15 protein-coding genes are annotated in these 13,553 nt (G+C 52.1%); 3 read left to right on the forward strand and 12 right to left on the reverse strand.

Annotated features, from left to right (window positions below):
- Positions 1 to 1,278: 1,278 nt before the first annotated feature.
- From DFQ01_RS08410 to ald, 7 genes are all read right to left on the reverse strand, one after another.
- Positions 1,279 to 2,607: a pyrimidine-nucleoside phosphorylase gene (locus tag DFQ01_RS08410; protein ID WP_110043454.1), complete on the reverse strand. Its 1,329-nt coding sequence runs from the start codon at positions 2,605 to 2,607 to the stop codon at positions 1,279 to 1,281.
- A gap of 6 nt (positions 2,608 to 2,613) precedes the next feature.
- Positions 2,614 to 2,805, reverse strand: coding sequence for an aspartyl-phosphate phosphatase Spo0E family protein (locus tag DFQ01_RS08415; RefSeq protein WP_110043455.1), 192 nt, complete (start codon positions 2,803 to 2,805; stop codon positions 2,614 to 2,616).
- A 110-nt stretch (positions 2,806 to 2,915) separates the two neighbouring features.
- Complete coding sequence (locus DFQ01_RS08420; protein WP_110043456.1) at positions 2,916 to 3,758, reverse strand: purine-nucleoside phosphorylase; 843 nt, start codon at positions 3,756 to 3,758, stop codon at positions 2,916 to 2,918.
- 23 nt (positions 3,759 to 3,781) lie between these two features.
- Positions 3,782 to 4,960: a phosphopentomutase gene (gene deoB, locus DFQ01_RS08425; RefSeq protein WP_110043457.1), complete on the reverse strand. Its 1,179-nt coding sequence runs from the start codon at positions 4,958 to 4,960 to the stop codon at positions 3,782 to 3,784.
- 71 nt (positions 4,961 to 5,031) lie between these two features.
- Positions 5,032 to 5,922, reverse strand: a complete 891-nt coding sequence (gene xerD, locus DFQ01_RS08430) for a site-specific tyrosine recombinase XerD (protein ID WP_110043458.1) — start codon at positions 5,920 to 5,922, stop codon at positions 5,032 to 5,034.
- 188 nt (positions 5,923 to 6,110) lie between these two features.
- The gene (locus DFQ01_RS08435; protein ID WP_110043459.1) at positions 6,111 to 6,341 is read right to left on the reverse strand and encodes a DUF4227 family protein; all 231 of its coding nucleotides are present in this window, start codon (positions 6,339 to 6,341) and stop codon (positions 6,111 to 6,113) included.
- An 83-nt stretch (positions 6,342 to 6,424) separates the two neighbouring features.
- Positions 6,425 to 7,525, reverse strand: coding sequence for an alanine dehydrogenase (ald, locus tag DFQ01_RS08440; RefSeq protein ID WP_110043460.1), 1,101 nt, complete (start codon positions 7,523 to 7,525; stop codon positions 6,425 to 6,427).
- A gap of 232 nt (positions 7,526 to 7,757) precedes the next feature.
- On the opposite strand from ald, the gene DFQ01_RS08445 reads away from it, so the two are divergent.
- On the forward strand, positions 7,758 to 9,119 hold the full coding sequence (locus DFQ01_RS08445) for a S8 family peptidase (protein WP_110043461.1): 1,362 nt from the start codon (positions 7,758 to 7,760) through the stop codon (positions 9,117 to 9,119).
- 83 nt (positions 9,120 to 9,202) lie between these two features.
- Here DFQ01_RS08445 and fur read toward each other — a convergent pair whose 3' ends face one another.
- From fur to DFQ01_RS08460, 3 genes are all read right to left on the reverse strand, one after another.
- Positions 9,203 to 9,688 carry a ferric iron uptake transcriptional regulator gene (gene fur / locus DFQ01_RS08450; protein WP_110043462.1) on the reverse strand — a complete coding sequence of 162 codons (486 nt, stop codon included), beginning with the start codon at positions 9,686 to 9,688 and terminating at the stop codon, positions 9,203 to 9,205.
- A 107-nt stretch (positions 9,689 to 9,795) separates the two neighbouring features.
- On the reverse strand, positions 9,796 to 10,422 hold the full coding sequence (spoIIM, locus tag DFQ01_RS08455) for a stage II sporulation protein M (RefSeq protein ID WP_110043463.1): 627 nt from the start codon (positions 10,420 to 10,422) through the stop codon (positions 9,796 to 9,798).
- A gap of 99 nt (positions 10,423 to 10,521) precedes the next feature.
- A complete protein-coding gene (locus DFQ01_RS08460; protein ID WP_110043464.1) occupies positions 10,522 to 11,082 on the reverse strand; it encodes an NUDIX hydrolase in 561 nt (186 codons plus the stop codon).
- A gap of 140 nt (positions 11,083 to 11,222) precedes the next feature.
- Here DFQ01_RS08460 and mciZ point away from each other — a divergent pair, with 140 nt between their 5' ends.
- Positions 11,223 to 11,378, forward strand: coding sequence for a Z-ring formation inhibitor MciZ (gene mciZ / locus DFQ01_RS08465; RefSeq protein ID WP_110043465.1), 156 nt, complete (start codon positions 11,223 to 11,225; stop codon positions 11,376 to 11,378).
- A 77-nt stretch (positions 11,379 to 11,455) separates the two neighbouring features.
- On the opposite strand, the gene DFQ01_RS08470 is transcribed toward mciZ, so the two are convergent.
- Positions 11,456 to 12,586 (reverse strand): M20/M25/M40 family metallo-hydrolase, encoded by a 1,131-nt coding sequence (locus tag DFQ01_RS08470; protein ID WP_110043466.1) that lies wholly within the window; start codon positions 12,584 to 12,586, stop codon positions 11,456 to 11,458.
- 150 nt (positions 12,587 to 12,736) lie between these two features.
- Here DFQ01_RS08470 and prli42 point away from each other — a divergent pair, with 150 nt between their 5' ends.
- Entirely contained in the window at positions 12,737 to 12,835 is a 99-nt protein-coding gene (gene prli42 / locus DFQ01_RS31035) for a stressosome-associated protein Prli42 (RefSeq protein ID WP_174812645.1), read from the forward strand.
- A gap of 2 nt (positions 12,836 to 12,837) precedes the next feature.
- On the opposite strand, the gene lipB is transcribed toward prli42, so the two are convergent.
- Positions 12,838 to 13,542: a lipoyl(octanoyl) transferase LipB gene (gene lipB / locus DFQ01_RS08480; protein ID WP_110043468.1), complete on the reverse strand. Its 705-nt coding sequence runs from the start codon at positions 13,540 to 13,542 to the stop codon at positions 12,838 to 12,840.
- Between the last annotated feature and the right edge of the window lie 11 nt (positions 13,543 to 13,553).

A 13,553-nucleotide genomic window follows, 5' to 3' on the forward strand; every position in this document is an offset into this window, starting at 1 on the left:
CGTTCGTTCAAACGTTCGTTCGAACGTTCATTCAAGCTTTCGGTCGAGTTTCTCTGCCCCTTGTTCCTCACTCTAACGGACCACAGAAACGTTAATTACCGTTGAATAGCCCGTTTTGAGCTGTAACGGACCCCACTAGCGTTATTTTGTTGGATATGAGCTTCGCACCAGATAATCCAGCATAATAAGCGCAGCTGAGTCTGTTAGAATTCTGAAGTGTTTGATTGCGTGCAAATAGCGTCATTTCGGTCCTTTAGAGCTGGCGCGGGTACCTTCCCTCCCGGAGTCACCTAGCCCCCGGAGGGGGCGATGACGGGACAGTGGCGCTAATGAGTTGGCTGCGTGCTGGGGGTCGCGTACCCCTGTGGGCAGAGCTTTTGCTCCGAGCGTTCGTTCGAACATTCATTCAAGCTTTCGGTCGAGTTTCTCTGCCAGTTCACTTCCTCACTCTAAGACTCTAACGGACCACAGAAACGTTAATTACCGTTGAATAGCTGGTTTTGAGCTGTAACGGACTTCACAGGCGTTATTTAGTTGGATAGGAGCTTCGCACCAAATAATCCAGCATAATAAGCGCAGCTGAATCCGTTAGAATTCTGAAGTGTTTGATTACGTGCAAATAGCGTCATTTCGGTCCGTTAGAGCTGGCGCTGGTACCTTCCCTTCCGGAGTCACCTGGACCCCGGAAGGGGGCGATGGCGGGACAGTGGCGATTGTGAGTTGCTGCGTGCTGGGGGTCGCGTGCCCCTGTGGGCAGAGCTTTTGCTCCGAGCGTTCGTTCAAACGTTCGTTCGAACGTTCATTCAAGCTTTCGGTCGAGTTTCTCTGCCCCTTGTTCCTCACTCTAACGGACCACAGAAACGTTAATTACCGTTGAATAGCTGGTTTTGAGCTGTAATGGACTCCACTGGCATTATTTAGTTGGATAGGAGCTTCGCACCAGATAATCCAGCATAATAAGCGCAGCTGAGTCCGTTAGAATACTGAAGTGTTTGTTTGTGTGCAAATAGCGTCATTTCGGTCCGTTAGAGCTGGCCGCGGGTACCTCCCCTTCCAGAGTCACCTGGTCCCCGGAGGGGGGCGATGACGGGACAGTGGCGCTAATGAGTTGGCTGCGTGCTTGGGGGCGCGTGCCCCTGTGGGACAGGGCTTCCGTTCGAGCGCGATATGAGCATTATTGTCAACGGATATTGAAACAGTTAATGCAAAAAAACCGCATTCTCGGTCAGTATGGAACTGATAAGAATGCAGCTTTTATAAGGCGTATAGTTTGTTGAATTAGCTTAATCTCGTTATGCCATCCGCTGTTACGATTGACAGCAGAAGTGGTCTGGATTGTGGTGGTTCGGTTGAAATGGTGAAGGCGGTAGCGGCTTCTTGCTTGATGGCTTCTAGGCCGTCTTGATCGTTGATATGCAAATCTGCAAGGACATCGCCTGCGGTGACGGCTTCGCCGACCTTTTTGCGCAGGGTGATGCCGACGCTGTAGTCGATGATATCGTCCTTCTTCGCGCGTCCAGCGCCTAGCTTCATGGCTGCAAGCCCAAGCATCTCAGCTTGAATCGATGCGATCCAGCCATCTTGCTCCGCGACAATCGACACCGTCTCTGGTGCTTGTGGCAGCAGTTCTGGTTGATCTGCGATACGAGCATCTCCGCCTTGCGCCTCGACGAAAGCCCGGAACTTCGCCAATGCCGCACCCGAATGCAGCGCGTCACGCAGCAGTGACTCCGCTTCCTCAATCGAATCAGTCCGGCCTGTCAGCACTGCCATATGAGCAGCAAGCGTGATGCACAACTGTTCTAGATCGGCTGGTCCTTGTCCTCGTAACGTAGCGATGGCCTCGGTAACCTCCAGCGCGTTGCCTATAGCGAAGCCAAGCGGCTGGTCCATGTCACTGATGACCGCTGCCGTTTTCCGTCCAACCTCGGTCCCGATGTCGACCATCGCCAACGCAAGCTCCTCGGCCTCTTCGACAGTTTTCATGAATGCGCCACTGCCCGTCTTCACATCTAGTACGATCGCATCAGCTCCAGCAGCAATCTTCTTCGACATAACCGAGCTTGCGATAAGCGGGATCGATTCAACGGTTGCGGTCACATCCCGAAGCGCGTACAGCTTCTTGTCGGCAGGCGTCAAATTACCGCTCTGTCCTACGATCGCGATGCCGATCTCATTCACTTGCTCAAAAAACGCCTCGCGAGGGAGCTCTGTACGCAGACCAGGAATGGACTCAAGCTTGTCGATCGTGCCGCCCGTGTGGCCTAGACCTTTACCAGACATTTTCGCCACCGGAATACCAATGGCTGCGACAAGCGGCGCGACAATTAGCGTTGTTTTATCGCCTACGCCGCCTGTACTATGCTTGTCCGCCTTTAAGCCATGAATCGGACTCAGATCGACGGTATCCCCTGAATGCGCCATCGCCATTGTGAGGTCGGCCGTCTCTTTTTTCGACATGCCTTGAAAAAAAATAGCCATAGCCCAGGCAGACATTTGATAGTCTGGTATAGTGCCTTGGCAATAGCCTTTAATTAAGAAAGCGATTTCGTTAAATGTAAGCGACTGTCCGTTACGCTTTTTCTGTATTAAATCTACAGCCCGCATATGACGTTAGTCCTCCTCGGATGTCGGTTTACTGTGGCACCGCGAACGATGCTGCTCCGTCAAGGCTTGGACGATTAGCGTATCCAGCTGCTGACTTAAATACAGCACGTCGCGGTCCTGCAAGGTGTTCCTTAACAGGGCGGTATCCACCATTCTGCCACGTAGTTCTTCTAGACTCACGTACAGGGAATTATTCATCTCTCGCTCCACTCCACATCTATAATCACGAACATTGTACTGTGATTCGCGTACAATGTATGTCATATTGAGTCGGCGAGACAAATTTTTTAAACGACAAATTACGACGGCTACAGCTTCGTTACGACGTCAGATACGAGCTGAAGGAATCGATTCTTCACTCGTTCCGTCGTCTCAATGACCTCTTCATGTGACAAAGGCTGATCCAATATACCCGAAGCCATATTGCTAATGCACGAAATTCCGAGTACCTCGATCCGACAATGTCGGGCTGCGACGACTTCTGCAATCGTCGACATCCCAACAGCGTCCGCACCAAGTATACGCATCATTCGGATTTCAGCAGGTGTTTCATAGGATGGACCAAGAACACCTACATACACACCCTCTCTTAGCGTGAAGCCTGCAGCCTGTGCTGTCTCTTGAGCAAGCGCACGAAGACGACGGCTGTACGCTTCGGACATGTCAGGGAATCGAACGCCGAATCGATTCTCATTCGGACCAATCAGCGGATTGCGGCCCGTCAGATTAATATGGTCAGAGATAAGCATCAGATCGCCAGGCTCATAACCCGTGTTAATACCGCCTGCCGCATTGGTTACGACGAGTTTCGTGACGCCCAGCTCTTTCATGACGCGGACCGGGAAGCTCGTCAACTCTGGTGCATAACCCTCATACATATGGAAACGACCCTTCATAAGTACGACAGGTCTACCGTTCAGAAGGCCGATTAACAGCTCTCCTGCATGACCTTCAACGGTCGAAACCGGAAAATGAGGAATGTCCTCATAAGCAATGGTTGCTGCATCCGTTATGTAATCAGCCAAGACACCAAGTCCGGAACCAAGAATGAGTCCTACCTCTGGCTGCAGGCTTGTCTGCTGTCGAATATAGTTCGCGGCTTCTTCATAGGCTTGACCTGTCAATCTGCCAGTGTTGTTCTCGCTTGCCATCGTATATCTCTCCTTCTCCCCAATTAACTAAGACGATCTAATAAACTCTCACCGTTTGGCGGCATCGCAACGCCGAAATTATCTGCAATCGTTGCAGCAATATCCGCAAAGGTTGGACGTACACCAATCGAGCCTGGCGTGACGAATGCCGGGCTATAGAGCAGAATCGGTACATATTCACGCGTGTGGTCCGTTCCGGGATGGGTCGGATCGTTGCCATGGTCTGCTGTCACAATTAGCAGATCGCGTGGACCAAGCCTTTTCTCCAACTCAGGAACCGCCCGGTCGAATACTTCGAGCGCCTTCGCATAGCCCCCCGGATCACGCCGATGGCCGTACAAGGAGTCGAAATCGACGAGGTTCGTGAATAGCAGCCCTTCGAAGCTCGTCTCTAATCGATCGAGCGTCTTGCGAATACCGTCCTCATTGCTCTTCGTCGGCAATGACTCGGTTACGCCTTCGCCGTCGAATATATCGTTAATTTTGCCTACTGCAACGACGTCATACCCGCTGTCCTTTAATGAATTAAGAACAGTCGGAGCAGGCGGCTTCAGTGCATAGTCATGTCGATTTGGCGTTCGGACGAACGCACCAGGTGTCCCTGCATAAGGTCTAGCGATGACACGTCCAACCGTATACTTAGGATCCATCGTCAGCTCGCGAGCTATTTCACACGCACGATACAGCTCTTCTAGCGGTATAACCTCTTCATGGGCAGCGATCTGAAAGACGCTGTCAGCCGATGTGTATACGATCCATGCGCCTGTTCGCATCTGCTCTTCGCCAAGCTCCACTAGAATCTCCGTACCACTAGCAGGCTTATTGCCGATAACACGTCGGCCTGTTCGCTCCTCGAAGGTGCGAATCAACTCTTCAGGGAATCCTTCTGGGAACGTCTGAAACGGAATCGTCACCTTCAGACCCGCGATCTCCCAGTGACCCGTCATCGTATCTTTGCCAACCGAAGCTTCTGACATTTTGCCATAAAAGGCGGCAGGCTGTTCCTTGCATGGCGTCCAGCCCGGCAGCTCAGCTATCCGGTCCAGCCCCCAACGGCGCAGTCTGGACATTTGTAAATCTGGTACTTCGCGTAAAATGTGTCCCAGCGTGTGCGAGCCCGTATCTCCGAACCGCGCAGCATCCGGCATCTCTCCGATGCCTACGCTATCAAGCACAATTAACGCAATGCGTTGAAACCTCATACGACTGTCCCTCCTGACATCACGATCTTTGAGTTGAGCTCAAAGTCACTTATCTTCGATAGGCACGAACGTTATCTCGCTCGTGGATGCGAGCGTTCATACACTTCTTTCATTCGTGACTTTGTCAGTTGAACATATTTCTGTGTTGCGGCAAGTCCGGCGTGACCGAGCATCTCTTGAACGGCCCGTATATCGGCTCCGTTCTCAAGCAAATGCGCAGCGAACGAATGCCGCAGCGAATGCGGTGTCAGCTCAGCCTCGATTCCAGCCGCGAGCGCATATTTTTTCACAATTTTCCATAAACCTTGTCTCGTTAACCGCTCACCTCTGCGATTGAGAAACAATGCCTGTTCTTCAGAATCGCTGCGAGCAAGTGTCGCACGAACGGAAGTGAGATAGGTCTCAATTGCAGATTGCGCAGATCGGCCAATAGGTACAATACGTTCTTTGCCGCCTGCTGCGCATCGAATAAACCCGAGGCTGATGTGAACATCTGAGACCTCGAGCGCGATTAATTCAGACACACGAATGCCTGTCGCATACAACGTCTCGAGAATCGCGGTATCGCGAATACCGATCGATTCAGCGCGGTCGGGGGCAGCAAGCAGCTGCTCCACCTGCTCAGCAGTTATAATGAGCGGCGGTGGGCTGTCTGGCTTAGGTGCATCCATATCGGACGTCGGATCGGCATCTACGAGTCGCTTGTCCATCAAATAACGAAAAAACGCGCGAAGCGATACCCGATAACGGGACAAAGACGCATTCTTACGTCCCTCCTGCCTCAGCACAAGCCAATAACGCGCCATATGATGCTTCTTCACATCACGAGCCGTATAAATGCCCGACTCCGCTGCATAGCGGATAAAATGCCTCACGTCTCGTTCATAAGATGCAAGCGTATTGTCAGACAGCGACCGTTCGTAAGACGCATCCTGAATAAACGATTGCAGCTCCGTCTCCATGATTCAGCTATCCTTTCTGCAGTCGAATGACGTGCAATTAAACATTCCACAGCAAGCCTCCAAATTCCTGCATGCGATGGCGATTGACGTCAGATGATCACTTAATTGCACGAAATGGACAGCCCGAAACAGGCTGCAGCGCGATACAGCCTGATCTCTCATTCACGGCACAGGCGGCCTATGATTGGCTACTCGCCATACCAATAAAACCAGCGCAGACGATCACTCATCGTCCCTTCATCCGGCGTCTCTAGCGTGCCGGAAACCTTCACTGCGCGTCCTTGCGGCGCTCGATAAGGATCGACAGGCGCAACCACATCAATCAGCCACCTGTACCCTCCGAAAGCGATAAGGGTCAGCAAGGTGAATAACAAAACGAAAATGAGCCTTCCTAGCCATTGGCGAATGGATACGACCAATTGCAATCGCCTCCTGCATGATCTTATTGTTTCACCATATGCAGGGAAACGCATGTTCATTCGGCCAAGCCTATCAACAATGTTTAGAAAGGCGTGTACGGCAAGCCAACCGCTTGTGCCACTGCTTCATTGGTCACCGCACCATTATGCGTATTTACGCCTTTGCGCAGCGCAGGATCTTTCATCGCAGCTGCCATTCCTTTATCGGCAAGAGCTCGCGCATATGGCAGCGTCGCATTCGTCAGTGCAAGCGTAGAAGTACGTGGAACTGCACCAGGGATATTGGCAACCGCGTAATGAATGACATCATGCTTCACATAAATGGGGTGCTCATGCGTTGTTGGACGGTCAACGGTTGCGATGGAGCCGCCTTGGTCAACGGCGACATCGACGATAACGGATCCTTTCTTCATCGTCTTGACCATCTCTTCCGTCACAAGATGTGGCGCTCGCGCTCCAGGAATAAGAACAGCCCCGATTAACAGATCCGCTTTGCGGACTGCCGATGCAATGTTAGGTGGGTTCGACGCAAGCGTTCGAAGACGTCCGCCAAAAATATCATCCAAGTAACGCATACGCTCCGCACTTTTCTCCAGCACAACGACGCTCGCCCCCATGCCAAGTGCGATTTTGGCCGCGTTCGTTCCCACGATGCCGCCGCCGATAATGACAACATCCGCAGGCGGTACGCCTGGCACGCCACCTAAGAGGACCCCACGGCCGCCGTAGAACGATTCCAGATACTGCGCACCTAGCTGAACTGCCATCCGTCCCGCAACCTCGCTCATCGGCGTTAGAAGCGGCAGGCCACCGTTTGCAAGCTGAATCGTCTCATAAGCAACGGCACTGACCCCTTTGTCTGCAAGTGCTTTAGCCAGCTCCTTAGCAGCAGCAAGATGCAAGTATGTGAACAACAGCAGGCCTTTGCGAAAATAGACGTATTCGTCCGGAAGCGGCTCCTTCACCTTCATAATCATATCGGAATTTCGCCATACCTCTCCTGCCTGTTCGGCAAGCTCAGCACCCGCTTCGGCATATTCATCATCGGTAAAACCGCTGCCCGTGCCCGCTCCTCGCTGCACGAGTACCCGATGACCGCCCGCTCTTAGCTGCATCGCACCAGCCGGCGTCAAAGCGACACGATATTCATTGTTCTTAATTTCTTTTGGCACGCCAATACGCATGCTCTCGTCCCCCTCTGTCACGCTCACAACAGCGGACCTATTGCCCTATACATAAATTGTATTATGACAGCTGTGCCTCTGACAGTCCTACAACATACGATTCTCCTGCTGCTGCAAAAATATGTGTCGTCACGGCCATACGCCGTGACTGAGCGCGTAGGTCTCCATACTATGACTGTAGCCGCAATCGAATGGAGTCCCATCCTGCACGGATTGAAGGAGAGACGATAACTTGGCCCAACTACATCTGGAAAAGCTATTCGGGCAATGTGTCCGAACATCCGCCGCAAAATATACGTCGAGGCACCTGATCGGCTTTCGAGGCAAAAGCTCTTTTAACCAGCTGATTCAATACTTAGAGCGCAAAGGGATCAAACCGATCAAAACACTCCGGTCAAGCCGTGTCATTTGCTGTTATATGAATACACGAAGCTTGAATAACAAAGCACGTATTACTTCACTTCCCTCGGGAATCAAATTCATCGAGAAAGACGCACGCGTCCGCACACATGCATTGCGCGGCAGCCAGCGCAGCAGCGTCAAAAGACGCGATAATAACGCAGCCGGCAACTGTCCTGACCACGCAACGTGGAATATTTGCCGCGTGCAGGCGCCTGATGCATGGGCGAAAACCGAAGGGGATGAGGTGCGTGTCGCCGTCATTGATACAGGTATTGCTAAACACGCTAACATCGACATTGCCGGAGGCGTCAACACGACGAATAGCAAATCGTCCTATTACGACGATAATGGACACGGTACACACGTAGCCGGCATTATAGCCGCAGCCGGTAAAAACGGCCTGCAGCCAGGTGTCGCTCCAAAGGTAAGCTTATATGCGATCAAAGCACTTGACCATGAGGGTCTTGGGTACATTTCTGACATTATAGAAGGTATCAATTGGTGCATCCGCAACAAGATTCAAGTCATAAATATGAGCTTCGGATTACTGCCTGGCGAACAAAGCGCAGCCCTGCAAGAAGCAATCCAGAAAGCTTATAACAACGGAATTGTTTGCGTTGCCTCAGCAGGCAACAGCGGTACGAGTAATGGACGAATAGATGAGCCGGCAAGCTTCTCGGAGACCATCTCTGTTGCAGCCTCCAATCGGAACGATCAGATTGCATCCTACAGCAGCAGAGGCGATGGTATTGACATCACTGCACCGGGCACCAATATTCGTTCGCTCATGCCGGGCAGCGGATACGTTGAGATGAGCGGGACCTCCATGTCCTGTCCCCACGTAGCAGGCGGCGCCGCTCTTCTACTCGCGACTGACAACTCACTTACACCTGATCAAGTTTCCGAGAAGCTCAAATCATGGGCGAAGAGTCTGAGCGGCTACAATGTGCAGGCACAAGGTTCCGGCTTGATGCAGCTTGCATCACTTGCAGCAGAATCAGCAGTTCAACCCTCTGAACCACTCGTCAATCGGCGCAAGAAACGAATCTACAACCCTCGTCATAACACTCGGAAGCCAAGAAGCAAAACAGCTCCTCTTGTGAAAACTTCACGCGTCACACATACACCACGATCTCGGGCATCGCAGTCGAGAAAAACATCTATTAATAAGACGCTATTGAAAAAAGCGTGATCGTCCATGAAACGAAAAACTTCCGCACATCTCTGTGCGGAAGTCGTTGTTCATCGTCGATTGTTTAGTTATATCAAGCAGCCTTACAGCGTACGCGTCGTCGGCACTGCCTCGATACCCGCCGCTTCGTTCTTCTCTTGGCATCGACGACATACCCCTTGAAAGTCGAGGCGATGGTCGACAACGAAAAATCCGAACTCCTGCTCCAGCCGCTCTTCCAGCGGACCAAGCCAGTCGTCCATAATTTCATCCATCGTTCCGCACTGAACGCAGATCAGATGATGATGGTGATGTTGATTACTATCCGTACGCAGATCATATCGTGCCACGCCGTCTCCGAAATTCATTTTCTCAACGACGTGCATTTCACTCAGCAGTTCAAGCGTCCGATAGACCGTAGCTAGGCCGATCTCCGGCGCTTTCTCTTTGACGAGCATGAATACATCTTCCGCACTTAAGTGATCTTCTTCGTTCTCCAGCAGCACGCGAACGGTCGCCTCGCGCTGCGGGGTTAACTTGTAGCCCTGCGACTGCAGCTGCTGTTTAATTTTCTCGATCCGGGCTTCCATGGTTTTCCCCCTCGCACACGTATTGCGCCCATTTCCGGAACATTTGCTTTCATTATATGAGCTTTGCGCGAATAAAGTCAAACGATTTAAACACCGAATCGACAAGACTAGCCTAGCATCGGGGCTGCCCACCGCATAAGAGCGGGTGAAACATATGCTTCAACAAGCGCCGCTGCCGTTACGGCAAGCAGCATGAAGCCAAGCATCGTACATAATGAAACAAATGCCGGGAGCAGTCTCCCCTTGCTCTGAAGCAGCCGATAACGAATGACATGAAGGGCAAACGATATGGCTGCCGCACTAGCAATTACGATAGCAGGCACTACGATCATATTCGGCGGTACAACCGAGGCAAGCGAGAACACGATCCCCTTCCAGCCATGCTCGCTGACGACCGTCCCGATCGCGAAGCCTACGAGCGATCCTTTCAAGAAATCGAGCGCCAAGACGAGAGGCAAGCCAACGACTGTCATGCCGAGAACCCCAATTAGCCCTATCCATTTGCCATAGAAAAAAAATCGATCCCAGAACGTTTCCGCCTCGTCGGGAAACATTCCCGCTTCCATCATACGAATAAATCGATCCAGATCGCCCGACAAATTTTGCTGCTGCTCCAGCGTCAATGCATGTACAGCCAATGCCCCAAACACGACACCGACGGCGAACAACACCCCGATGAAGACATATAGCGTCAGTGAGTCAGCTGCACGGCGCTTGAATATGGTCGAATTCACGTGGGCCACCCCTTGTCCAAATGCGTTTCATAGCTACTCTATGATTGGACAAGCAAGGTTATGACCCTACTTGAATAGAGGGAGAAACGAATGCAGCTGTTACACTTCCCCTGTCAGCTTGTATAGACGCCATGCGTAGACGGCCAGAATCGTCTTCGCATCACTAATACGTCCTTCTTCCATATAGGTAAGCGCCTGCTCCAGCGTAATCGCGTCTACGCGCAAGTATTCGTCCTCATCTGGATTCATAGCGCCCCGCTCCAGCCCTTCAGCAAGATAGAGGTACAATTTCTCATCTGCAAAGCCTGGTGACGTATAGAAAGCACTGATCGGCTTAAGCGTCGTTGCACGGAAGCCAGTCTCCTCTTCTAACTCGCGACCCGCGCACACCATTGGATCTTCGCCCGGATCCAGCTTGCCTGCCGGAATTTCAATTTGGAACTTCTCCATCGGTTTGCGATATTGCTCAACGACGAGCATGCGATCCTCATGTAAGGCCAGGACAGCCGCAGCACCTGGATGGCGAACGATTTCGCGTGTTGCCGTTTTGCCGTCAGGCAGTTCGATCGTGTCCACCTGCAGCGATATTATTTTTCCTTGGAAAATAGGCTCCGTGTGCAGCGTCTTTTCCTGCCAATTGTCCAGCTTCTCATTCGTCATCGATTGTTTCTCCCTTCATGATGAGGGCTTGTCATACGACTCGCCCGTTCTGCATATGCTTCATTATACCAAATCGGCCCAGCCGAAAGCAGAGTGACTTTGAACTCCGTTCAAAGATCCTGATGTAAGGAGCGGTATTTATGAAAGCATATTATGCACAGGAAACACTCAGATTGGTCGGCAAGGGTTGGGAGATTCGCCGTCAACTGAAGGAAATGTCCGTACGCAGCCGTGAATCCGCAAATGCGCCTTCGATGCTGGTCGATTATTTGCATCGCCGCAGTCCGAAACGATAATGTTTCGAATCATAAAAAGGGCAGCAGGAACGGAATTATCCGTCCTTGCTGCCCTTCGTTTGTATGAAGCGATAAGTTTATGCGCGAGCATTAGACTGACGGATGATCTCTACGACCAGCTCTGCTACCTTCGCCAGATCGTCTGCTTTGATCTGTTCCTTCGTCGTATGGATATGCTCGTAGCCGACTGCCAGGTTAACCGTTGGAACACCCAGTCCGTTGAAAATATTCGCGTCACTGCCACCGCCGGAATGGAACGTGCGCGGCGTCAAGCCAAGCGATTGAATGGCCGCTTTCGCAAGCTCAACCACTTCATCGCCGTCGCCATACATAAACGCCGGATAAATGATGTCGCTCTCGAACTCCGCTCGAGCACCAAAATCTGCTGCTGCCGATTCTACTGCTTCGCGCATCGCCGCAACCTGCTTATCCAGCTTGTGCTGTACAATACTGCGCGCTTCCGCATCAAGCTTTACGTAGTCGCACACAATGTTGGTTGCACCGCCGCCTTCGAAACGTCCGATGTTCGCTGTCGTTTCCTCGTCGATGCGGCCGAGCGGCATGCGAGCAACGGCCTTAGATGCCACTTGAATCGCGCTGATGCCGTCCTCCGGATTAACGCCTGCATGCGCCGACTTGCCATGCAGCTTGATCGTTACTTTCGCCTGCGTTGGTGCAGCGACTGCAATGTCACCAATCTCGCCGTTGGAATCAAGCGCGAAGCCGAGCTTCGCACGCAGCTTAGAACCGTCCATCGCACGGGCGCCAAGCAAGCCGGACTCCTCTCCGACCGTAATGACGAATTGGATTTCGCCATGAGGGATCTGCTGTTCCTTGAGTACGCGAATGGCTTCGAACATCGCCGCAAGCCCTGCTTTATCGTCAGCGCCAAGAATCGTCGTGCCATCGGAGCGAATATAGCCGTCATCATCAAGGCGCGGCTTAATGCCGTTGCCAGGCGTTACCGTATCCATATGGGAGGTGAACAGTATTACAGGCGCATTCGAATCGCCAGATGCAGCCAATGTTGCGAACAAATTGTTCGCGCCATGACCGGTCTTCGCTGCCGCATCATCCTCTTCGAGCGATAGACCAAGCGCCGAGAACTTCTCTTTCAATACGATACTAATTTGCCCTTCGTTTCTCGTCTCGCTGTCCACTTGGACAAGCTCCATAAACTCCTGAATGATCCGCTCGCGTTCAATCATCCCAATCCCTCCGCTTCTTCTGAATCCATATTTGTTGATGAATCGTACATTCTCTTGCTGTGAAGGCGTGAATTTGTCCTACTATCTATGATAGGATATAGAGACAAGAGGTTCAACCTTGAGCCATGTCATGGGAAGGAGAGTGCCCGGATGTTCAGCAGCCGCGTAGTCAAAATCGTAGTCTGGATCATGCTCGCCGCGATGCTCCTATCGGTCATCGTCTCTGGCATTAGCTTCTTGCTCATCTAACGCTAGAGAATCGCTCCCTCCGGGAGCTTGAAGCCGAATTGGCGGCAGAAATGCGGAAGAAGCTCCGCCGCCGCCCGTTCAGGCGTCATCTCTTGTCCGGTCAAATCCTCGAACGACGTGACCCCATACTGCGAAATGCCACAAGGAATTATGCCTTGGAAGCCTTCAGCACCGATTCCAGCCTTCAGATTCAACGCAAAGCCATGACTCGTTACGAATCCACGCCGTGAACGCGCACGGTTGAATTTGACCCCGATTGCCGCGATCTTCAAATCCCCAACCCATACGCCTGTGTATTCTGATTTGCGACCGCCAACGATCCCGTACTCAGCCAACCATTCTATAATCGCCTGCTCTAAGCTGCGCAAATAGCCATGCAGATCCAAATTCTCCGCCTCTAAATAGATGAGTGGATAACCAACCAGCTGTCCGGGTCCATGATACGTAATGTCCCCGCCACGGTCGATTTCAAACACCGAAATTCCGCGTTCTTTCAATTCCGCTTCATCAAGCAGCAGATGCTCACGGTGTAGATCCGTGCCCAGCGTATACGTAGGCGGATGCTGAAGAAGGAGCAGCGTCTCGCGCCGCTCCTCCTTGTCGATCTCTTTCACGTACGCTTTCTGCAGCTCCCATGCTTCCGCATAGCCGATGAGCGGGATGTAACGAGCCTCAAGCTCGCGCTCGTGCTGTTCATTCATTCCCATCGTGGTAGCCT

Source organism: Paenibacillus cellulosilyticus, from assembly GCF_003182255.1.
In the GTDB taxonomy this organism is placed as follows: Bacteria; Bacillota; Bacilli; order Paenibacillales; family Paenibacillaceae; genus Paenibacillus_T; species Paenibacillus_T cellulosilyticus.

What these genes read in the sequence shown, in the direction of transcription:
- DFQ01_RS08410 (WP_110043454.1), bottom strand. Translation starts at nt 2,607, where the DNA reads ATGCGGGCTGTAGATTTAATACAGAAAAAGCGTAACGGACAGTCGCTT.
- DFQ01_RS08415 (WP_110043455.1), bottom strand. Translation starts at nt 2,805, where the DNA reads ATGAATAATTCCCTGTACGTGAGTCTAGAAGAACTACGTGGCAGAATG.
- DFQ01_RS08420 (WP_110043456.1), bottom strand. Translation starts at nt 3,758, where the DNA reads ATGGCAAGCGAGAACAACACTGGCAGATTGACAGGTCAAGCCTATGAA.
- deoB (WP_110043457.1), bottom strand. Translation starts at nt 4,960, where the DNA reads ATGAGGTTTCAACGCATTGCGTTAATTGTGCTTGATAGCGTAGGCATC.
- xerD (WP_110043458.1), bottom strand. Translation starts at nt 5,922, where the DNA reads ATGGAGACGGAGCTGCAATCGTTTATTCAGGATGCGTCTTACGAACGG.
- ald (WP_110043460.1), bottom strand. Translation starts at nt 7,525, where the DNA reads ATGCGTATTGGCGTGCCAAAAGAAATTAAGAACAATGAATATCGTGTC.
- fur (WP_110043462.1), bottom strand. Translation starts at nt 9,688, where the DNA reads ATGGAAGCCCGGATCGAGAAAATTAAACAGCAGCTGCAGTCGCAGGGC.
- DFQ01_RS08460 (WP_110043464.1), bottom strand. Translation starts at nt 11,082, where the DNA reads ATGACGAATGAGAAGCTGGACAATTGGCAGGAAAAGACGCTGCACACG.
- mciZ (WP_110043465.1), top strand. Translation starts at nt 11,223, where the DNA reads ATGAAAGCATATTATGCACAGGAAACACTCAGATTGGTCGGCAAGGGT.
- DFQ01_RS08470 (WP_110043466.1), bottom strand. Translation starts at nt 12,586, where the DNA reads ATGATTGAACGCGAGCGGATCATTCAGGAGTTTATGGAGCTTGTCCAA.
- prli42 (WP_174812645.1), top strand. Translation starts at nt 12,737, where the DNA reads ATGTTCAGCAGCCGCGTAGTCAAAATCGTAGTCTGGATCATGCTCGCC.
- lipB (WP_110043468.1), bottom strand. Translation starts at nt 13,542, where the DNA reads ATGGGAATGAATGAACAGCACGAGCGCGAGCTTGAGGCTCGTTACATC.